This is a genomic window from Ruegeria lacuscaerulensis, assembly GCF_013031245.1.
GTDB classification, from domain to species: domain Bacteria; phylum Pseudomonadota; class Alphaproteobacteria; order Rhodobacterales; family Rhodobacteraceae; genus Ruegeria; species Ruegeria lacuscaerulensis_C.
This window is the reverse complement of sequence record NZ_WPZL01000010.1, coordinates 16,480-35,860: the sequence shown is the minus strand read 5'-3', so window position 1 is coordinate 35,860 and position 19,381 is coordinate 16,480. Positions and strand designations below refer to the sequence as shown.

General features: G+C 55.5%; 15 protein-coding genes and 1 pseudogene. 4 read left to right on the top strand and 12 right to left on the bottom strand.

All coding sequences use genetic code 11. The annotated features are described in order from the left end of the window. Positions 1-8 precede the first annotated feature (8 nt). Positions 9-1,448: an SLC13 family permease gene (locus GOX66_RS13565; RefSeq protein WP_170763275.1), complete on the top strand. Its 1,440-nt coding sequence runs from the start codon at positions 9-11 to the stop codon at positions 1,446-1,448. A gap of 102 nt (positions 1,449-1,550) precedes the next feature. Here GOX66_RS13565 and GOX66_RS13560 read toward each other — a convergent pair whose 3' ends face one another. The 4 genes from GOX66_RS13560 to GOX66_RS13545 are packed head-to-tail and all read right to left on the bottom strand — an operon-like array spanning position 1,551 to position 6,208. Next, a complete protein-coding gene (locus tag GOX66_RS13560) occupies positions 1,551-3,077 on the bottom strand; it encodes a tripartite tricarboxylate transporter permease (protein ID WP_170763274.1) in 1,527 nt (508 codons plus the stop codon). A 7-nt stretch (positions 3,078-3,084) separates the two neighbouring features. After that, entirely contained in the window at positions 3,085-3,576 is a 492-nt protein-coding gene (locus tag GOX66_RS13555) for a tripartite tricarboxylate transporter TctB family protein (RefSeq protein WP_170763273.1), read from the bottom strand. A gap of 12 nt (positions 3,577-3,588) precedes the next feature. Continuing rightward, on the bottom strand, positions 3,589-4,590 hold the full coding sequence (locus GOX66_RS13550) for a Bug family tripartite tricarboxylate transporter substrate binding protein (protein WP_170763272.1): 1,002 nt from the start codon (positions 4,588-4,590) through the stop codon (positions 3,589-3,591). Positions 4,591-4,627: 37 nt separating this feature from the next. Next, a complete protein-coding gene (locus GOX66_RS13545; protein WP_170763271.1) occupies positions 4,628-6,208 on the bottom strand; it encodes a sulfatase in 1,581 nt (526 codons plus the stop codon). 100 nt (positions 6,209-6,308) lie between these two features. Between GOX66_RS13545 and GOX66_RS13540 the strand changes: the two genes are divergently transcribed. Both GOX66_RS13540 and GOX66_RS13535 read left to right on the top strand, forming a co-directional pair. Further along, positions 6,309-7,202 (top strand): LysR family transcriptional regulator, encoded by an 894-nt coding sequence (locus GOX66_RS13540; RefSeq protein ID WP_170763270.1) that lies wholly within the window; start codon positions 6,309-6,311, stop codon positions 7,200-7,202. Positions 7,203-7,339: 137 nt separating this feature from the next. After that, positions 7,340-7,498 (top strand): annotated as a pseudogene (locus GOX66_RS13535) (transposase); the annotation flags it as partial. 597 nt (positions 7,499-8,095) lie between these two features. On the opposite strand, the gene GOX66_RS13530 reads toward GOX66_RS13535, so the two are convergent. The 3 genes from GOX66_RS13530 to GOX66_RS13520 all read right to left on the bottom strand — a co-directional run bounded on the left by GOX66_RS13530 (position 8,096) and on the right by GOX66_RS13520 (position 11,757). Further along, positions 8,096-8,635 carry a GNAT family N-acetyltransferase gene (locus GOX66_RS13530; protein WP_170763269.1) on the bottom strand — a complete coding sequence of 180 codons (540 nt, stop codon included), beginning with the start codon at positions 8,633-8,635 and terminating at the stop codon, positions 8,096-8,098. 4 nt (positions 8,636-8,639) lie between these two features. After that, positions 8,640-9,083, bottom strand: a complete 444-nt coding sequence (locus GOX66_RS13525; RefSeq protein ID WP_170763268.1) for a hypothetical protein — start codon at positions 9,081-9,083, stop codon at positions 8,640-8,642. A 130-nt stretch (positions 9,084-9,213) separates the two neighbouring features. Beyond that, complete coding sequence (locus tag GOX66_RS13520; RefSeq protein WP_170763267.1) at positions 9,214-11,757, bottom strand: serine hydrolase; 2,544 nt, start codon at positions 11,755-11,757, stop codon at positions 9,214-9,216. Positions 11,758-12,661: 904 nt separating this feature from the next. Here GOX66_RS13520 and GOX66_RS13515 point away from each other — a divergent pair. Beyond that, positions 12,662-14,080 (top strand): aldehyde dehydrogenase family protein, encoded by a 1,419-nt coding sequence (locus GOX66_RS13515; RefSeq protein WP_170763266.1) that lies wholly within the window; start codon positions 12,662-12,664, stop codon positions 14,078-14,080. 69 nt (positions 14,081-14,149) lie between these two features. Here GOX66_RS13515 and GOX66_RS13510 read toward each other — a convergent pair whose 3' ends face one another. Genes GOX66_RS13510 through ehuD form a run of 5 tightly spaced genes read right to left on the bottom strand, consistent with a single transcriptional unit; the run spans position 14,150 to position 19,378 of the window. Beyond that, positions 14,150-15,796, bottom strand: a complete 1,647-nt coding sequence (locus GOX66_RS13510) for a choline dehydrogenase (protein ID WP_170763265.1) — start codon at positions 15,794-15,796, stop codon at positions 14,150-14,152. Positions 15,797-15,832: 36 nt separating this feature from the next. Further along, on the bottom strand, positions 15,833-16,519 hold the full coding sequence (locus tag GOX66_RS13505) for a GntR family transcriptional regulator (RefSeq protein ID WP_170763264.1): 687 nt from the start codon (positions 16,517-16,519) through the stop codon (positions 15,833-15,835). Continuing rightward, positions 16,516-17,943, bottom strand: coding sequence for an amidase family protein (locus tag GOX66_RS13500; protein WP_170763263.1), 1,428 nt, complete (start codon positions 17,941-17,943; stop codon positions 16,516-16,518). The genes GOX66_RS13505 and GOX66_RS13500 overlap by 4 nt, the downstream gene beginning before the upstream one ends. Then, on the bottom strand, positions 17,940-18,716 hold the full coding sequence (gene ehuA / locus GOX66_RS13495) for an ectoine/hydroxyectoine ABC transporter ATP-binding protein EhuA (RefSeq protein WP_336509479.1): 777 nt from the start codon (positions 18,714-18,716) through the stop codon (positions 17,940-17,942). The genes GOX66_RS13500 and ehuA overlap by 4 nt, the downstream gene beginning before the upstream one ends. Beyond that, entirely contained in the window at positions 18,713-19,378 is a 666-nt protein-coding gene (gene ehuD / locus GOX66_RS13490) for an ectoine/hydroxyectoine ABC transporter permease subunit EhuD (RefSeq protein WP_170763262.1), read from the bottom strand. The genes ehuA and ehuD overlap by 4 nt, the downstream gene beginning before the upstream one ends. Positions 19,379-19,381 lie beyond the last annotated feature (3 nt).

Sequence of the window (19,381 nt, the reverse complement as noted above, 5' to 3'; positions counted from 1 at the left end):
AGATCGAGATGGCAAAGCTGTTAGCTGGCCGTCGGCGTTGGTTGGCTGGGCCCAATAGGTTAAAGCCAGCCAACCTTGTCGCTTTGCTCACAACAATGGCAGGGATCGTCATCCTGACGGGCGCATTGAATGACACCCTACTATCGGGCTCTGATCATGCGATGATCGTGGCTTTGAGCGTTGTCGTCTTTACTCTGGGCCTTTGGATCACCGGTGTAGTCCCCGAATTCTTCACCTCGTTACTATTCCTATTCCTGTCTGCATTGCTTGCCATTGCGCCACCGGAGGTGGTGTTCTCGGGGTTTCAATCAGGCGCGCTGTGGATGATTTTCGGAGGTCTCGTCATTGGTCATTCGGTAACACAATGCGGTCTCGGAGACAGGTTGGTTAATCGCCTACTTGCTTTGTCTGCGCCGGGTTACCTGGGGGTATTGACGACGGTCGCGCTGGCGGGTCTTGCATTGTCGTTTATGATACCGACCGCAATCGGGCGCGTGGTCCTTATGGCTCCAATCGCGGTTCATCTTGCCAAACAGCTCGGATTTGAACCGGGATCGAGAGGACAGGCAGGGCTGGTGCTGACCGCAGGAATGAGCACGTCTCTCCCCGCGTTCACCATCTTGCCATCGAACGTTCCGAACCTGGTTATGTCGGGTTCAGCCGAAGGGCTTTATGGCATCTCGTTCACCTACGGGCAGTATCTGTTACTGAATTTCCCAATTCTTGGTGTATTCAGTCTAATTTCTACAATTGGCCTGAACTGGTGGTTTTTTCGAGAACCGCCCAAGCGCCAGACGATTTCGATTGAACCCAAACCACTGACAGGATCGCAACTCCGGCTATCCGGCATACTCGGAGTTACCATTTTACTTTGGGTTACAGACAGCTGGCATGGAATCGCACCTGCGTGGGTCGCCCTTGGGGCCGCACTGATCTGCGCTTTGCCGGTAATCGGTGTCATCCCCGTCAGCGACTTACCTCAGAAAATCAACATTGCGCCAATCTTCTTTGTTTCCGGGGTCATTGGCTTCGGAGCCGTGGTTTTTCACTCCGGTATAAGTGCCTGGGCCGGAGAGTATCTGGTGGCCATGTTCCATGAAGCAAATCTTTCCAGCAATACGGCTATTTTTGCCTCTCTGGCCGCCATCGGATCACTGGTGGCAGTGTGCACAACGGTCCCGACCGCGCCAGGTGTGATGACACCATTGGCAGGGCAGTTGGCAGAAGCCACTGGTTGGCCAGTTGAGTGGGTCTTAATGGCGCAAGTTCCGACATGGATTCTCGTACCGTTTCCATATCTGGTTCCGCCCTTGCTTCTGACAATGTCAATCGGTCGAATTCCGTCAGCGCAGGCCGTTCGACTGCTGTTTGCTTACTTCGCGATTGGTGTCACAGTTCTCGCCCCACTTCACTTTCTTTGGGCAAGGTCATTAGGTTTCTTTCTTTGATTTCTACGCTCAGCTGAGTCGGGGCTTTGTCATTCGAAGTACCTCTGCCGTATTGACCAAGATTGAAAAGACACCTTGCACGGACTTGCCGTTAGAATTGTGTTATTCGTCCGCTGACAGCGCCTTTGCCAGTTCACTTTGCTTTGAACCGCGCGCCCGTTTGATGGTGAGATACACCATCGTCGCCAGCAGCAGTCCATTGACAACGACCAGAATTGTCGAAACCGGACGGTCCACAAATATCCAGTATCCCTCTCGCGAGATCAGAAGCGAGCGTCGCAGGTTGTCTTCAAGGATCGGGCCCAGGATCATGCCAATGACCACGGGTGCAAGCGGATAGTGCGCAGCCCTGAACAGGATACCAATAAGGCCGAATACCAGCATGATCTGAAGATCAAAAACAGATGCCTGAAGCGCGTATGTGCCAATGGAACACAACAACAGGATGCTGGGGATCAGGTAGACCTTTGGAATTCGCAGAACATAGACAAACAGGGGTGTGGCCAGAATTCCTGCGATCAGCAGGAAGATATTTGAAGCCAAATACACCATGAAGATGCCGCCAACCACGTCTGGGCTGTTTTCGAACATTGCAGGCCCCGGAATAAAGCCCAGAATCAGAAGCGCGCCCAATAGCATCGCAGAGGATGCGTCGCCGGGGATGCCTAAGGCCAAAGTGGGCACCAGCGTGCCTCCAACGGTGGCATTGTTTGCGGATTCCGTTGCAACTACACCACCTTCGGCACCGTCACCGTATTTCTCCTCTGGCTTTGCAGCCGCTTTCGCCACTGCATAGCTGGTGAACGAGCTGATCACGCCCCCCGCGCCCGGAATTGCACCAAAGAATGTACCGATGGCCGAGGATCGGATCAGGTTGACATAATGCTTCAACGTCATGGTGATGGTCCCAAGACCCGGTCTTTCCACCTTGACGTCCGGTTTCCGCAAAAGGTCCCGGCCCAGCATCTGGGCGGCCATCTCGGATATCGCAAACAAACCCACGACAACCGCCACAATGTGGAAACCGTTCAAGAGATTGTGTGATCCAAATGTGAACCGCAGACCGGTCGAAAAGGAATCCGTTCCAACGGTTGCGATGAGCAGACCGAAACATCCCGCTAACAGACCCTTCACAATGGACCCGCCGGAAATCACCACGATTGCAAACAGCCCCAGGACCGCCAGCATTGCGTATTCGGGTGGCGCAAAATTCGCGGCAAAGCTTGCGAGAATTGGAGCGCAAAAAATCAGAACAACCCCGCCGATCAAGCCACCTATGGCAGAACTGGTAATCGCGATACCAATCGCATCTGAGGCACGGCCCTTCTGGGCCAACGGGTATCCATCAAACAGTGTTGCCGCGGCGAGAGGTGTGCCGGGAATACGCAAAAGAATTGCGGATACCGATCCGCCACAGGAACCTCCTACAAAGATCGCGATCAAAAACCCCATCGCCGCAACAGGTGGCAATCCGATTGCCACTGGCAGCAAGAGTATGATCCCCATCAAGGGACCAAGGCCGGGCATGGCGCCAACCAACAGACCGACCAGGATGCCACAGAACGTGAACCCTAAGGCAAGCGGTGACAGGAAGACATCAAGCCCGGCGGAAAGAAACTCTACAATCACGATGCACCTACCAGGGGATAAAGATATTCCAGATGCCGAGCGGCAAGACGACATTCAGGAAGACTTCAAAAAAGAAAGCAAAGACAGTTGCGATGCCTAAGGACGCAATCGCCATATTCAGATACTGCCGCATCCCGCAGATCCACATAATCGCAAAGATCATCGGGGTGGTCGCAAGGTGATAGCCCAGTGTCGTCAGGCTCATAAGATAGACGGCGAAAACCACGATCAACATACCGGCGCGGCGCAAGTCAGATAGCTCGACCTCGCTGGCGTCAGATGTGTCCCCTTTTCTGACGAGCTCGGTCACGAGTTGGACTAGAAGAAGGATTCCCATGAATGACGCAACTATGCGCGGGTATGTGGCTGCGTTGTCATAGGGGCCGCCACTGGCGATCCCCTGTTCTTTCAGGTCAGTTTCGATCTGCCTAAAGATGGTCACGATGACAACGAGAAGAAATCCCAGAGCAGCTAAGTTCAGTAATCTTGACGATGTCATCGCGCCCTCTCCCTAGTTGAGTTTTCCGAGTTCTTCTTCTTCCCACGCCAGCGCGTTGCCCATCGAATTTAGCTGCGCATCGACCGAGCCCACGATTTCCTCATATTTGGTGTGATCCCAATCAAGCGGGACAAAGCCAATGGCCTCAATGGCTTCGATAACGTCAGGTCTGGCCATTGCGCGCTCCATTGCGCCGCGCAGTTTCTCGGTCACATCGTCAGGCGTATCCGGGTTGACGATCCACCAGGTCCAACCCATGGGGCCTAGGTTCGAGAGACCCAGATCAATTCCCAGTTCACCGATGGTAGGTGCCCCGTCATAGGCCTTTTTCGAACTCTCCAGTTCAGACAAAACCAGCAGGATTTTGACCTTATCCGGGTTTGCCCGGTAGTTGCCGACATTGATAAACGCAAAGTCCAAAACCCTCGATCCCAGGTCTTTGAAAACATTGCCGTCCTGAGTGTAAGGCACGTTCTGGGCAACGCAACCATATGACTGCAAGACCTTCGCAATTACCATATGCGGCAGGTTGTTCCGGGAACCCGAAGAATACCGCAGATCGCCGGGGTTTTCTTTGCAATAGGCCATCAGTTCCTGGAAGTCGGCCCAACGCGATTCATCAAGCTGACCTGCAATTGCAAAGGCGTTCGCCACGGCCGCGCTGAGCGGCTTGAAATCTTTGTAGTTCCAGTCGGCATTGCCCAAGATGGGCTGTAATACCAACGGGGCAACATAGCCGTCAAATATGGTATAGCCATCGGCGGGCTTACCCATGGCGGTCTTCTGACCCTTGGTTCCGGCCGCGCCCGGCAGTGAGATCACTGGCATGTCTGTGCCCAGTTCTTCGCCCATGGCCTTGGCGACGACCTTGCTCATGGCCATCGCATTGCCCGGTCCCCAAGGGTGGATGACTTCGATATTCCGCTCGGGGAATTCCGCGAGTGCAGCGATAGCTGATGCCGTCACAAATGCACCTGCAAGAACGGTCCCTTTTACTTTTCCAATATGCTTCATGATTTTCCTCCTGTGAGATTTCCGATCCGAAAAAGTGCTATTGCCCGGCCAGCGCGACCTCAGGCCGTGCCAGATCGAAATGCGTAAACAATTCCGGCGGCGCGTCGTGCAGTACAAAGTGATGCGCGATTTCTGATCCAAGCCGCTCTGCCACGGCAGGGTCGCTCAATGGTGTCTCTTGACGGGGATCGGTTTCGACGTTGTAAAGAGCGGTTTCGCAATCCTCCAGTGTGTCGCCGTCCTGGCCAACCTGAGTGTTCTTCGGATCCAGCTTGATCCTGAGCGTCGGTACGCCCTTGGTAAAATTGAACGGCGCTGCCAGCTCGCTCGATTGCAATTCACCAATATCGAAAAGAGCGGTCATATGGGCTGGCATCAGAGTATAAAGGTGCAGGTTTTGCCCCGAGATATCATCGGGATAGCGATAGTAAGAATACGTGCCGTCCGTTACGCCAACTGGTCCTCCGAACATGCCAAAGATCAGGCTATCGCGAGTGGGTATATCACTCGCCAACATCGGCAACAGTGAACTACCGGTCGCCGTTTCGGGGATGCTGCAGCCGTGAATATCCAGGAACGTTGGCATCAGATCGGTGGTCTGCGTTAGTGACTTACGGCGAGTGCCACTCTGATTTCTGTGATCGGGGTGCCAGACCATCATCGGAATGTGACTGATTTCCTCGTAATAGGGCATACGGTTCTTGGCCCACCAGTCATGTTCGGACAACAGGAACCCGTGGTCCGTGGTTAGTACCAGCGCGGTTTCTTTCCAAAGGTCATGTTCATCAAAGTAATCCAGCAGCTTGCCAAAATACTCGTCACACATTGCCACCAGCGCGGCATAATTGCCCCGGATTGCCGCAACCTCCTCTGGCGAATTTCCGTTCCTTTCGTAGGCCGGCCAATTGAAAATCTTGCCGTTATATCCGGTGTCATAGGCTGCCTTGAACCGCTCAGGTGCAACGAAGGGCTCGTGCGGATCGAAACATTCAAGCTGCAGGAACCAGTCGTCCTCTTCCTTGTTGGCGTCGAGAAACTCGAATGCGCTGGCAAAACACTTTGCTGTCGGGAAGTCGCTTTCCTCGACCAGGCATTCCTCAGAGATGGCGCCACGCAGTTTCTTCAACGCCATCCTGTCTGAATTACCTGTCGTGAGAGATCCGGTCTTGGGCAGTTTGTCCAAAGGATAATGCCGCTCGTCGAAGCGTTCTTTATAGCGTTCGACAGGTGGTCGAACCATGACCTTCAGGGCGTCATATTCCTGTCCACGCACGAAATCCCAGCTGTCAAAGGCGTTTGCATACCCCCAGCCGCCGTTTTCAAAATAGTGCAGATGGTCTGAAATCAGATGCGTGTAAACGCTGTTCTTGCTCAGAATTTGCGCAAAGCTTTCATCAAAAGGCTCCAACGGGCCCCAATTGCGGTGGGTGAAGTTCAGGCGCCCCGTGTGCATGTCGCGCCGTGCAGGCATACAGGGAAGTGAGCCGACGTAATGCTTGTCAAAGGTCACGGCCTTTTGCGCGAAACGATCAAAGTTCGGAGTCGCAACCGATTTTCCGCCGTAGGCACCAAGCGCCAGACGATTCAGGGAGTCAAACAAAACAAATATCGTTTTCATGAAATTGGTCGCCCCTTCGTCGGTTCCCTATAAGTTGCCATGTGGATATGTATTCTGCATAGTGAATTTAAGTGAGGTCTGTATTCGAAAAAGGAATATCATGGACAAGAAGCTCAGAGCGTTTCTGGCCGTTGCGCGGGATAAATCCATTACCGCAGCAGCATCGAGTATCAACCTTGCGCAATCATCGGTGACAAAGCGCATCAGCAGTCTGGAGGTCGAATTGGGCGCCCCCTTGTTCCACCGTGACCGGCGCGGCATGTCGTTGACTGAGGCAGGCGAAAAGTTTCTGGCGCGGGCGGAACGAATAGAACGTGAATACCGCAACGGGTTGGAGGAGATCGGGGTCATAGCATCCGCTGGTATGTCGGAATTAACCGTCGGAGCCGGACCAATCTTTCATTTTAACTGGGTGGCTGGCTTATTTGCCGATCTCATCGAGAGATTTCCCGATCTGAGGCTCAATCTCAAGACTGAGCACCGGGAAAGCATGGGCAAGCTTCTGATGGCCGGAGAGTTAGACGTTTACCTCGGAATTCTTTCGAAAGAAGAATTGGACCCTTCTCTCTTCGTGAAGCATGTTACACAGGTAGAACATGGGATTGTCCTTCGCGAGGATGATCCGATTTCTCAGACCGATACGATCAATCCGGCAGATCTCGCCAGCTATAAGTGGGTGAGTTTCACGGTTGATCCAGTCACCGAACAAAAAATTGAGAAATTCACGCTCCCTAAAGGGGCAAGCAAATCACTGATCAACATTCGGACGACATCGCTGGCAACGGGGCTTCAACTCGTCAAATCCGGGATATTTGTCATGTCCGCCCCACTTCTGCTTGCGAACGTCGTGGCGAAAGAAGGACTTGTCATCCGTCCAGTGTTGCACCGGATGGAGCCGCGCGATGCAGGAATACATGTAAGAAAAAGTTCTTTGGAATATGATGCTATTAAGACCGTGATTAAATATTTTGATCAACGTGTGATTCATAACTGACTGCGTGTCTAAAAGGCTTTGTTGCACAATTTGGCTTAAGGATTCACTCCATGAATCTAGCATGACAGCTGGGAAGCATGAGCAGTTCGGCCCCTACGAAGTACAAGACCAAGAACTGGCCTTCGTACAACACAGCACTGAGGCAACGCGGATCGCTTTCGATCTGGTTTGATCCTGGAATGGTTTGGACTCCGCCGCCGTCTGGTAAGCGTGGTCGGCGGCAGGAGTTCAGCGACAGGGCCATCCAGACCTGTCTGACGCTGAACGTGGTGTTTGGCTTGCCGCTGCGGCAAACCCACAATGGCACATCGAGGCCAGCGGGGCGTCTACACCTTCAGATCCTTAGATCGGCTTTCTGCTTGGCAGTTACTCTCCTGGCCCACGTGATTTCCGTAACAGCACAAATCTCCAATTTGCTTTGCGCTCATTATTGCTGTCACTGTGCCTTTAATTTCTGGACGCAGATACATTCTGGGGCATTTGACCCGATTTTGTGCCCTTAATTTTAGGATATCCACAAGTTGCCAACCCGCGATCTCAATTACCCTGGCTGAGGGATAAAAAGGGGCGCTGTACCTGTCCACTTCTGACTGATACGCGACTTATCCCCAAAATGCACAGTCTTGGAATTAAGGGCACAGTCCGGCATTTAATGACACAGTGCAGAAATTAAGGGTACAATTTGGGACTGATTTTGCTCAACTTTCTGAAGCGAACGTCCAGCAATTATAGGCACAGTCACAGTTGGCAAGAGGCACAAACAATGGCACTCTCGTCAATCCGATCCCAGAGTTTGCGACACATCCGGCTGGCCGCCTCTCACAGAAATGTCGCCGCCTGCCCCCCGGATTCTTTCCACTCCCCAACACCTTCAGAATCTTCGCCAATGGCGCTTAACGACAGAGCTCTAATGTGTAGCGGTGCAGCCGCGTTTCCCGGTCGGTTCCGGCTGCAAACCGGCGCAGCTTGCGGGGTTCGCGCCGAAACCCCAGCGCTCCGGCCAGTGCGATTGACCGGGCGTTGTTGGGCGCGATCAGGAAACGAATCCGTGCCAGACCCAGCCGATCACGTGCGATATCAAAAACCAAACGCATGGCACCGCTCATCAGACCACAGCCTTCGTGGGCGAAATCGACCACCCCCGCTGCCTCTGCCACCCGCGCGTCCGGGTCGATGGCGTTCAGGAAAATTAGGCCCGCAAGCCCCTCGTCAGATGCAGGGATGCCGAACATGAAACTGCGCCCTGCCCGCTCCATCTCCTCATGATGATCGATGTAGCGACGAGATTTTTCTAACGAAGCGCCCGCGTGCAGAAGACCGGGGAAGAAAAGCGCCAAACGATCTTCGTTGCGCCGGATCATGGCATGCAGTGCCGAAGCGTCAAGCCGGGAAACCGGGACAAGCGACACCGCATCACCAGTTTGACGTTGCATGCCATCAACCGTCCGTATCTCCGCCGGTTCCTCCTCCTTTGTCATCGTCGGTGTCCGTTCCGTTGCTGCCGCAATCGGAATCCGTCTCATTACAGCATGCAGAGACCAACAGAGCGGCACCGACAAGTAGGACAACGCCCCAGAATGCCACCGGATCGTCATCATCTTTGGCTATCCCAAGCTTCGAGGCCCGCTCCAGGGCAGATTCCCGGTCCTCCCGATCACCTGATGGCCCAAAGGCATTGGCGATCGCCCGCAATTCTTCGGGGGAAGATTGCGCCGCGGCCGACAGTGCTTTGGCGACCCGCTTGGTGCCATCGAGATCTTCATAGGCAAGTTCCGTCATCCCGAGATCAATCATCAGAAAGCGTTTACTGAATGCGGCGTCAACTTCGTTGCCGCTATCCTTCCATTGTGGGAGGAACTGCGCTTTGAATGAGTCTTTCATGCCATCCGATCGGAGACCAAGAAGACGGCCGACTGACAGGAAGGGGCCGTACCGTGAACCCCGGACAGGGATTTTGGCAATCATTGGCATTGCAATATCCTTTCTTGAACGAACCTCCAAAAAAAGGCGCTCACCAGGTGGCGAGCGCCTCCTGTATCGGCCCGCGGTAGAGTTCACGGGCAAATGCGCTTCTTGTTGTCACTGGTGAACTTGATGCGTAAAGTAACCTGCTTCCGCCGATCATGCTACCAACCGCATCTCCAACCTTCGTCCAAGAGAGCGGCATGCCATCGTAGCGGAAGATAGCACCTTTACCCGGCGTGAGACCGTAGAGCCTGCCACCGGCCACTGCGAGGCTGTCTGCTGCATTGCCAATTCGCGCCCACGAATTCGGGGTACCGTTATAGGACCAAACCTCTTGGCGGTCCGTTGTCATACCGAACAGCAGGCCGCCCTGACCGGCGACAAAGCCGATGCCCGGCCCGCCAATTCGCTTCCAGGAATTTGCGCTCGCATCATGAGAAAGGATGTCGCCGGTCGAACCGTCAATGGCATAGGCTTCATCGCCACCGCCGATTATCGAAACAACGTTATCGCGCACCCGTGTCCAATCATTCGGTGTGCCGTTCCATCGGAACAGTCGGTTCCCAGAAGGGGATATTCCATAGACCGTCGCTCCGACGCCCGCAAACGCGGCCCCAGGCCCTCCTATCCGCTCCCATGTCATGGGTGCCCCGGTAAAGCGCCAAATGTCGCTGGTCCCGGGCTCAATGGCGTACAGATCGTGGCCGCCGTCAATCAAAGTCTCAGCCGGACCACCGATCTGAGTCCATTGGCCTGCGGGCCCGTCGTGGCGGAACACCGCCTGTCGATCCGGCGTCAGGCCGTACGCCGTGGCTCCGATCCCGACCCATTGGCTGCCGGGACCACCAACGACACTCCAATTGTCATTAATGTCGAGCATCAGGAGGTCGGCGTCAGGCGGGATGTCGCGTTCCGGGTCGCGAATCTGATTGAGGAACCAGCCAAGCACGTATTTTTCAATTACAGGTCTGCCGCCGCCGCGCCGGAAAGGCAGGCTCAGCTCGGCAGCGTCCGCATAGCCGACGTCATCGCCGGACGGTCCGCCCGAGCCGCCCTTTCTGCGGAGAACAACGCTTTGCATGAAGTTCTGAACAATCCCGGACTTTCCGGCAGACAATGCCTCTTCCTCAAGCACGCTGAGCAGATCCGAGGCGCTGGCGGGTCCAGAGTCCCGGCCCGTGATTGGGCTGCTATAGGTCGGGTCGGAATCGTCTGCGACGATCATGTTCCCCTCGAACAGCCGCCGTGAGATCCCGAAGTCAAAAAAGTGCATGGCATCCACCCCCTCATAGAGACGTGCCATGTCCTGAAGTGTGATGATGTTGTCTGCCCAGGGCCGGGTTGCCGTCGGGCAACCTGGATACATCTCCGTTTGCGAAAACCCGAGCTCCTGCTGAGCCCGTCGTGTTATGGTCGTCGTTCCAAAAAGGTCCATGACCGCGTCGAGCGACCGGTTGTGGGATTCCCACATCATCGTCGGCAACGCATCTGTCAGCGGCGCCGAGCCCGAGACCGTCCCGGGCCCCGCCGTAAGGCAGACAGTGTCCGTCCGCGCAGCGCCTGAAGCGCCCGCAGTTTCGAACCATGAAACGCGTGTCGACATCGAGGTATTCGGGTCGCGGTCGACATCAATAAGCGCATGCAGATAAGGAAGCAGTTTCAAAACGCTCAGTGGTTGAAAACAGGTGTCCGCCGCGTGTTCGGCAAGGACGCGGCCGGAGGCGTGCTTCACAAGGAAGCCGCGCCGAACGCTCAGGCCATATTCGGGATGGTCGTAGCACCGCAGCATAAACGCGCGGATGCGGCTTGTTTCGGCCAGGTCATCCTCGAAAAGCCAGACTTCTTGTCGGTCGGGTGTGAGTCCGTAGACAAATTCGTCCGCGGCTACGAACTGCGCGCCAGGGCCTCCGATCCGCTCCCATCGAGTTCCTTCACGGAAATAGCGCCAGATGTCGCCCGTGCCAGGCTCGACGGCACAAAGATGGTTTCCTCCGCCGATCAATGTTTGTGCGGGTCCGCCAACCCTGTTCCAACGGTCGGCGCGCTCATCATATTCATAGACCGCCTGCCGGTCTGGCGTGAGGCCGTAGATCCGTGCACCCACCCCGACCCACTCTGCACCGGCACCGCCGATACGCCGCCAGCTTCCGTCGTACCGCGCCCAAGCCCATATTGCAGCGTCGCCCGGTGTCGAGGCCCAAATGCGCGAGCCCCCTTCCACTATGTTTCCAGCAGGGGACGGGCCGATGACTGTCCAGTCGTTTGCCAACCGATTATAGCGTAGAAGACGGTCGCGGTTGGGCGACAAGGCGTAGAGCGCGTTGCAAACACCGGTGAATTGGGCGCCCGGTCCGCCGACGGCACTCCAGCCGACACCATTGAAGCGGAAAACGCCGCCGCCGCCAGGTGAGGTTGCGTAGAGATCCCATCCTCCGCCGATGAGGGCCTCGGCCGGTCCGCCGATCTGCGACCAATCGCCGGTGCGAGGGTTCCGGGTGAACACCGCCTGCCTGTCCGGCGTAAGCGCTGCAAGTCTGCCGCCGTAAACGGCCAAACTGTGAGCGGGTCCTCCGATCTTCGACCAAGGCATCGTGTCGCTCCTTTGCATAGAATTCCGACGCCGCCGGCTTGTATTGCGGCGCCAAAAAGAGATTGCCGTCTTCTACGACAATGCAGCCCCATTGGTGTTAACAACCCATGGTCAGAGGCAGTGTATTATGGAGATGCCGTTGTATTTCCGCAGGTCCAGGCGGCGGTCAGAATAAAAAAACAATTCAAAATATTGCAGTTCAACGTTCCACTTCAATGGGCCTCGCTCAAATGCTTTTTCGCATCAGCGCAGTAGTTCCAAACATTTATTGATTGTAACGGGCTACATGCGAGAATTGGCACCAATTTAGCCTATATTTATACAACAATACCCAGTCGAAAACAACTTGTGTCGAACAAGTCCTATTTCCATTGCCAGTTGCGTAGCCTTCCATTAATCGTCCTCACGCGCAAAAAATATGTTGTGTCGCAAATTTTCTCGGAGCTGTCAAAAACTAGGAAATCGTTCCGTTTGTACTCAGCGAGAAGCCGAATTGATGGCCGAAACTGAGTGATTAGAGGCCAAATTACACCTATGCTGGTCCTCTTTCGCCTCCTCTCATGGTGACTATCAGAATAATATTCTGCTCAAAAAAATTTGCGACAGAACCTATCGAAGTAGCCAATATGATCAGGAAGCATCAGTTCCCCGACACAGGAATGACCGGGTTTCAGCTGTTCGTTCAACTCGTAGGATAAGTGTGTCTAGAGAAAGGTGACCTTTTCACTCGCAAGAAGTTTGCGACACATCCCTTTCATGCAGGCCTTTTCTATGGGCTAATAACCGTCGCGTTTCTCTCCACGTGTTGCTGTTTCCGCAGCGATTGCATCAGAATACAAAGTAGACAAATAATATATTATATTGTATTACTGAAAATCTGATTTGCACCCGCCAAGAGGCAAAAATGTTTCATCCGATCATCGACAACACCAGAATTCCCGCTGACGAGCGCGACATCCTTCCACTTGTAAACCCCGCACTTGGACAACCATTTGACGAGTTTATTTGCGCCTCCGAAGAAGACGTCGATCATGCTGCCAAGGCCGCTGCACGTGCTTTCGAAAGTTGGTCACGTGTCGCGCCTAAAGACCGTGCAAGAATACTGGACGACATTGCAGCCCGCGTGAAGGACGCGTCCGAAAAGCTGGCTGAGCAGATCACGCTTGAACAAGGCAAACCTCTGGATGAAGCGCGGCTCGAGATGTCTGGTGTCGTCGGAATGTTCGAGCATTTTGCCGAAATGGCGGATACCATGCCCTTCTCGTACGAACGCCCGGGCCACGGCGCACGGCGCACCATCGACATGGTGCCAGTTGGGCCAGTGATCGTTATCACCACTTGGAACTTTCCCGTGGAGACCGCTGCTGTTCATATCGCACCTGCGCTGGCGGCAGGATGCACGGTGGTGGTGCTGGCAAATAACGACACCCCTTCTTCGGTTGCTATGCTGGTCGAGAATATTAACGAGGCCGGCCTGCCTGGCGGGGCGGTTAATTTGGTCATGGGCGCCTCCTCCAAACTTTCGGCCCGCTTGATCAAGCATCCGGCGATGCGGCATTTGTCCTATACCGGTTCCGTCAATGTCGGACGCGAACTGGCGTCACAATGTGGCGCAGAGATCATGCGCTGCACGCTGGAACTGGGTGGAAACGCGCCGGCAATCGTGCTGCCGGGTTCGAATGTAGAAGACGTTGCGGCTTCGCTGATCTCGAAACGGTTCTGGAACGCTGGGCAGGTCTGCACCGCGCCCAACCGGATCTATGTGAACCGCGATCAGCATGACGCCTTTGCCGCAGCCGCTGGCGAATATGCCCGCAAGCTGGTTCTGGGCGATGGCAGTGACAAAAACACGACCATGGGGCCGCTGGCGAATATGGAGCGGGTGCGTACTATGGACAAGATCGCAGCCGACGCGCTGGCCAAAGGGGCCACGGCTGTACTGAACGAACCTGCAACACAGAACAAAGGCTTCTATTCCCCGCCCCGCGTGTTCGCAAACGTACCCGATGACGCCCTGGGCATGGCCGAAGAGGTTTTTGGGCCCATCGCCTGTATCGCACCTTATGACGACTTAGAAGAAGTCATCGCACGATCCAACAATTGTGAATTGGGTCTGTCCGGGTATGTCTACGGCCCCGATCAAGTTGAAGCCGAAGCTGTGGCGGCCCGCTTGCAGGTCGGTAGCGTCGCGGTCAACCAATTGACCACAGCGTATATTGACGTCCCGTTCGGTGGCCTAAAGATCAGTGGTTTGGGCTGCGTCGGCGGCGAGGCAGCGGTTCAGGAGTATCTATTCCCACGCCTGACTGCCACAAAATCGTGAATTTAACTCCCCCAAAACTGGAAAGGGTGGCCACCGGCTGCCCTTTTTTTACGCCCTTTGCCTATATCCTTAGCGCTGCGCGGTTTCCCAGTTCGGATCCGAGAAATAGGGAAGGTTCGACGGAAGCAGCGGGTCTTTACCAAGGATCATGTCCGAAGCCTTTTCACCAATCATCATTGTCGGGCAGTTAAGGTTGGCTGACGGGATCACCGGCATGATTGACGCGTCCGCAACACGCAGATTGTCAATGCCATGGACCCGACATTCCGGATCAACAACAGCCATCTCATCAACTCCCATCTTACAGGTGCCGGACGGATGGTAAGAAGAATGGCAGTTTTCCCTTAGCCAGTTCTCGATATCGGATTCACTCTGCACCTGTTGTCCAGGGAAGATTTCGTCTCCGGTGAAGTTGGCCAGCGAAGGTTGCTGCGCCAGTTCTCTCGACAAACGCAGACCCGCTTTCAGTTCTTCGACATCCTCCGGGTGTGCCAGCATGTTGTAACGGATGCGCGGGGAGGTGAAAGGATCGTTTGAAGCCAGCTTGACGTATCCACGGCTTTTTGGACGCTGGTTGGTGAATTGCAATTGGTAGGCGTGTTCTTTGATGAATTCCGCAGACCCTTCGGCAACCGCAATCTGAAACAATGCGATCTGCATATTGGGGAAACGCACCCCGGCTTTGGTACGAAGAAAACAGACCGCGTCAAAATGGTTGTTGGCAAGCAAGCCCGTGCGGGTCAGCGCCCAGTCAATCACCCCTTTGGCCTGGCTGAAGAGATTCAGATGCCGATAGAGCGTGACCGGCTGAGTGCATTTCACTTGCAGGGAAGTCAGGGGATGGTCCATCAGGTTCTCGCCGACACCGGGCAGGTCGTGAACCACCTCGATACTATGCTCGCGCAGCTGTGCAGCCGGACCGATCCCTGAATGCATCAGGATCGTAGGGCTATTGAAGGCCCCGGCAGACAGCACGACCTCGCGCCGGGCGGTAGCGGCAATCTCGCGCTCGCTCTGCACATAACGCACACCTTTGGCGACTTTGTTTTCAATGATCAGGTTGCGGACTGTGCATCCGGTCTGAATGTCCAGATTTTTTGGCGGATTGCGTAGGTAGCAATGCGCGGTCGACGACCGGCGTCCTTCAGAAACGTTCTTGGGCAGATATCCGAAGCCGTCCTGCTGGCCGCCATTTACATCGTCAGTGCGGCAGTATCCTGCTTCTTCGCCCGCCTTCAGAAATGCCTGCGTCAACGGATCGTCCGAGCCCATGGTCGAAGCGCGGATAGGTCCGTCGTGGCCCTGGTATTCAGTATTACCGTCCACGCGGGTTTCCAGCCGCTTGAAATAGGGCAGAACCTCGGAGTAGGACCATCCGCGCGCGCCGCCTTCGGCCCAGCCTTCGTAATCCATCGGGTGGCCGCGCAGATACAATTGACCGTTGATCGAGCTGGATCCGCCCAGCACCTTGCCACGCGGTTGCACCAGTACCCGGTCGTTCAGATAAGGCTCGGGCTCGGTTTCAAAGTTCCAGTTGTATTTCGGAGCGTTGTAGGCATAGCGCATGGCCGCAGGCACATGAAACAACAGACTGGAGTCCTTCGGTCCCGCTTCCAGCAACAGTACTTTGTTGCTGCTGTCTTCGGCCAACCTGGCCGCAATGATTGCCCCGGCGCTACCCGAGCCGACCACGATGAAATCATATTCTGTTTGCATTTTGACTTCGTTGTAGATGCACCTCTGATCGATAGATCAGGCGGTGTCGGTGACAGACAAATCGTCCTTGTTTTCTGCTTCGGTCAGTTCCTTCGCAGCGCGTGTCGTAGCTTGATCAATATGCGAGGTCATTTCCGCAACTGCGGCGGCAACGTCGCCGCTTTTGGCCGCATCGAGGATTCGAGCATGTTCGCTGTGCAGTTTCTCCAGCTGATTTTCATGCGTGACCACGCGAAACTGTGTCAGCCGTGCTATACCGTCATACTGATCTGAAACGATGTCCAGCGACCGTTGCAGCCGCGACGGACCCAGCAACGTAAGATGGAAATCCTTATTCAGCTTCACCATTTCCCACGGGTCTTTGACCTTCGCAGTTCGGTTCAGAACTTTTTCACAATCTTTTAGGGTTTTCGCGGTATGCCTTGGGACGGCGTCCGCCAAAATAATTGGCTCCAAAGCGCCGCGAATCTGATTCATTTCCACAAGGTCCCGAACGTCGATGCGTGCGATGATCGGACTACGGCGGGGGCGCAGCTCGATCAGGTTTTCCGAGGCCAGCATTCTTACTGCTTCCCGCAGTGGGACGATCGAGACATCCATCTCGGATGCCAATGGCATGATCTTTAGCTCTTGGCCCGGTTCCCATTCACCCGCGATAATCTGTCTTTTCAAAATCTCATAGATCGCTTTGGGGCCATCGCCGTAGTTGAGGAGCTCTTTCATAATCCACTTCCCATTTGAATGACACCGGAACCGTTGAACGCGCTGGCGGCCGCAAGCAAAATATCGTCGCTGCCGAATGCTCCGACAAGTTGCACTCCAACCGGCATTCCCTCAAATCGGTCGCCGGTGGGCATGACGCACGCGGGCAGATACAGCAAACTGCCCAGCATATACAGCATGTGAAGCTTCAGAATAGGCATTTCAACACCGTTCACAGGCACGGTCCGGTCTGTCGCGTCATTGGCGACACGGAACGGGGGTGCCGGCCCCACGGCCGATGGGCACAAAAGAACATCGAACTCCTCAAAAAATTGGGCCACCCTCCGGCACATCTCCAACCTCTCCTCATGGAGGATCAGCCAGTCCCGATGACTCAGGGCGGTGCCCGTTGCGTTGAGTTCCGCAAACTTGTTATTTGTAGCGAGTTCCAACTGCTGTCGGGCGCGATAATCTGCAACAAGTTCGGATTTGCGCGAGGTTTCCGCACGAACCAACAAGTTCATCAACTCAGTCGCCCGGTCGAAATCAATATCGGGCTGCGCCTGGACAACGGTTGCCCCGGTACTGCGCAGATGGTCTGCGAACTTGTCCAGCACGCGCTGATAACGTTTGTCAATCGGGCAGCCTGACTGCGTCGGCAACTGTGCGATTTTGATTTTTTTGGAAACGCTTCTTTTGTCTGGGGCGGCCTTGGTGCGCAGAACCGATAACGCCAGTGCGATATCGCGGACCGAACGGGCCAAGGGGCCTGCCGCTCCGATGTCAGGTTCGCGGAGTTCGTTTAGTGGGCTGTGCCCAGCAAGCGAGATTTCACCCCAGCTCGGCTTCAAGCCGAAAACACCACAGCAATGCGCCGGATAGCGGATTGAACCACCCTGATCGCTGCCGATGTCAATGTAGGACATGCCGCTGGCCACCGCCGCCGCCGACCCGCCGGAGGACCCGCCCGCGCTGCGGTCTGGATCATGCGGGTTGCGTGTAGGCCCGAACAAGGGGTTCGCCGTTTCCCAATCCGACAGGTATGGGGGAATATTGGTTTTTCCGACAATGACGGCGCCTGCCTGTTTCAGGCGGGCAACAACCGCAGAATCTTCACGCACCAGATGGTTCGCCCGCGCTGGGTCGCCCCAGGTTGTCGGGTGCCCAGCCCAATCGAAACATTCTTTTATGGTGACCGGAACACCGTGGAGCGGGCCGATGGCGTCACCTGTGCGGTCGCAGACATCGGCCTGAACCCGCGCGCCCTGCCTGTCCTGATAGACGATCGCGTTGACGGCATCGTTGCGCGCGTCAATCACCGCAAAACAGGCCTCCAGCGCATCCCGCGCGGACACTTCGTGGCGCGCCATGGCGGCGCGCAGCGCCACTGCATCCGGGTAGAGGCCTGAATTCCGGTTAGATTGCTGTGCGGCTAACGTTATCATCCGGCCTCCAGAACCTTCGACAGGAACTGTTGCAGACGTGCGTTTTGCGGGTTTCCGAAAACGTCATCCGGCTTGCCCTGTTCGACCATCTTGCCGCCGTCAAAAAAGCAGACGCGGTCGGATACTTCGCGGGCAAATCCCATCTGGTGCGTGACTAGCAGGATCGTGTACTTGCCCGATTTGGCCAGATCGCGGATCACCTGCAGCACCTCACCCACCATTTCCGGGTCCAGAGCCGAGGTCGGTTCGTCAAACAGCAGAATTTCGGGATGCATCGCTAGCGTCCGAGCGATGGCGACCCGCTGCTGCTGGCCGCCCGACAACTGACTGGGATAATGGCCAGACTTATCCGCCAGCCCGACCATCTCGAGCAGACGCATCGACTCTTCGGTTGCCTCGGCCTTGGATTTGCCCTGCGTATAGATTGGGCTTTCGTTACAATTCTCAAGCGCCGTCATGTGTGGGAACAGGTTGAAGTTCTGGAACACCATGCCGATTTTGGACCGAATACGCCGGATATGCGCCTTGGACGCATCGACAAGCTGACCGTCCATGTTCATTTTGTTTAGCGGCTCACCGTCGACGAACATAGTGCCGCCCTGAATACCTTCAAGAGTCATCAGGACGCGCAGAACGGTGGTTTTGCCCGAGCCGGACGGGCCGATAATCGAGACGACTTCGCCCCTGTCGACTGAGAAATCCAGGTCTTTCAAAACCTGCAACGCCCCGTAGGCCTTAACGACCTTGTCGAATTGAATCATGGGATGGGTCAATGCAGGATGCTCCTCTTGACGTAGTTTTCAACAAGACGAATGCCGAACGCCGCGATCAGGCTCATGACCAGGAAGAAAATTCCGGCGATAGTGATCGCTTCGGTGAACCGGTAATACTCGGCGCCGATCAGTTTCGACACTTGCATGATTTCCGCCACGGCCACAAAGGACAACAGCGGCGTTTCCTTGAAGATCGCCACCAGATAGTTGCCAAGCGCCGGAATGATCGGCGGCAGCGATTGTGGAATGATCACATTCCGGAATGTCCGGTAAGGCGACATGTTCAGCGCGATGCAAGCTTCCCACTGCCCCTTTGGCACGGCCTGAAACCCGGCGCGGTAGACCTCGGCGCACAGGGCCGAATTGTAGATGCCGATCGCTAGAATGCCAGTGGTCAGCGGCGGCAGGGTGATGCCGATTTCGGGCAGCAGGAAGAACAGAAAGAAGATCTGTACCAGCAGCGGCGTTGCCCGGATCACCTCGATCACTTCGGTCGCCGGACGGCTGACCCATATCGAGCGGTGCGTTTTCAGCAGCATCAGGATCAGCCCGCCGACCAGCGCGAAAGCAAAGCTGGCCACGGTAGCCCAAACAGTGACGCCTGCCGCTTCCCACATCCGGGGCAGCACCACGTCAAAGGTAAAATCCCATCTCCAATCCATGGC

What these genes read in the sequence shown, in the direction of transcription:
- GOX66_RS13565 (WP_170763275.1), top strand. Translation starts at nt 9, where the DNA reads ATGGCAAAGCTGTTAGCTGGCCGTCGGCGTTGGTTGGCTGGGCCCAAT.
- GOX66_RS13555 (WP_170763273.1), bottom strand. Translation starts at nt 3,576, where the DNA reads ATGACATCGTCAAGATTACTGAACTTAGCTGCTCTGGGATTTCTTCTC.
- GOX66_RS13550 (WP_170763272.1), bottom strand. Translation starts at nt 4,590, where the DNA reads ATGAAGCATATTGGAAAAGTAAAAGGGACCGTTCTTGCAGGTGCATTT.
- GOX66_RS13545 (WP_170763271.1), bottom strand. Translation starts at nt 6,208, where the DNA reads ATGAAAACGATATTTGTTTTGTTTGACTCCCTGAATCGTCTGGCGCTT.
- GOX66_RS13540 (WP_170763270.1), top strand. Translation starts at nt 6,309, where the DNA reads ATGGACAAGAAGCTCAGAGCGTTTCTGGCCGTTGCGCGGGATAAATCC.
- GOX66_RS13530 (WP_170763269.1), bottom strand. Translation starts at nt 8,635, where the DNA reads ATGCAACGTCAAACTGGTGATGCGGTGTCGCTTGTCCCGGTTTCCCGG.
- GOX66_RS13525 (WP_170763268.1), bottom strand. Translation starts at nt 9,083, where the DNA reads ATGAAAGACTCATTCAAAGCGCAGTTCCTCCCACAATGGAAGGATAGC.
- GOX66_RS13520 (WP_170763267.1), bottom strand. Translation starts at nt 11,757, where the DNA reads ATGCCTTGGTCGAAGATCGGAGGACCCGCTCACAGTTTGGCCGTTTAC.
- GOX66_RS13515 (WP_170763266.1), top strand. Translation starts at nt 12,662, where the DNA reads ATGTTTCATCCGATCATCGACAACACCAGAATTCCCGCTGACGAGCGC.
- GOX66_RS13510 (WP_170763265.1), bottom strand. Translation starts at nt 15,796, where the DNA reads ATGCAAACAGAATATGATTTCATCGTGGTCGGCTCGGGTAGCGCCGGG.
- GOX66_RS13505 (WP_170763264.1), bottom strand. Translation starts at nt 16,519, where the DNA reads ATGAAAGAGCTCCTCAACTACGGCGATGGCCCCAAAGCGATCTATGAG.
- GOX66_RS13500 (WP_170763263.1), bottom strand. Translation starts at nt 17,943, where the DNA reads ATGATAACGTTAGCCGCACAGCAATCTAACCGGAATTCAGGCCTCTAC.
- ehuD (WP_170763262.1), bottom strand. Translation starts at nt 19,378, where the DNA reads ATGGATTGGAGATGGGATTTTACCTTTGACGTGGTGCTGCCCCGGATG.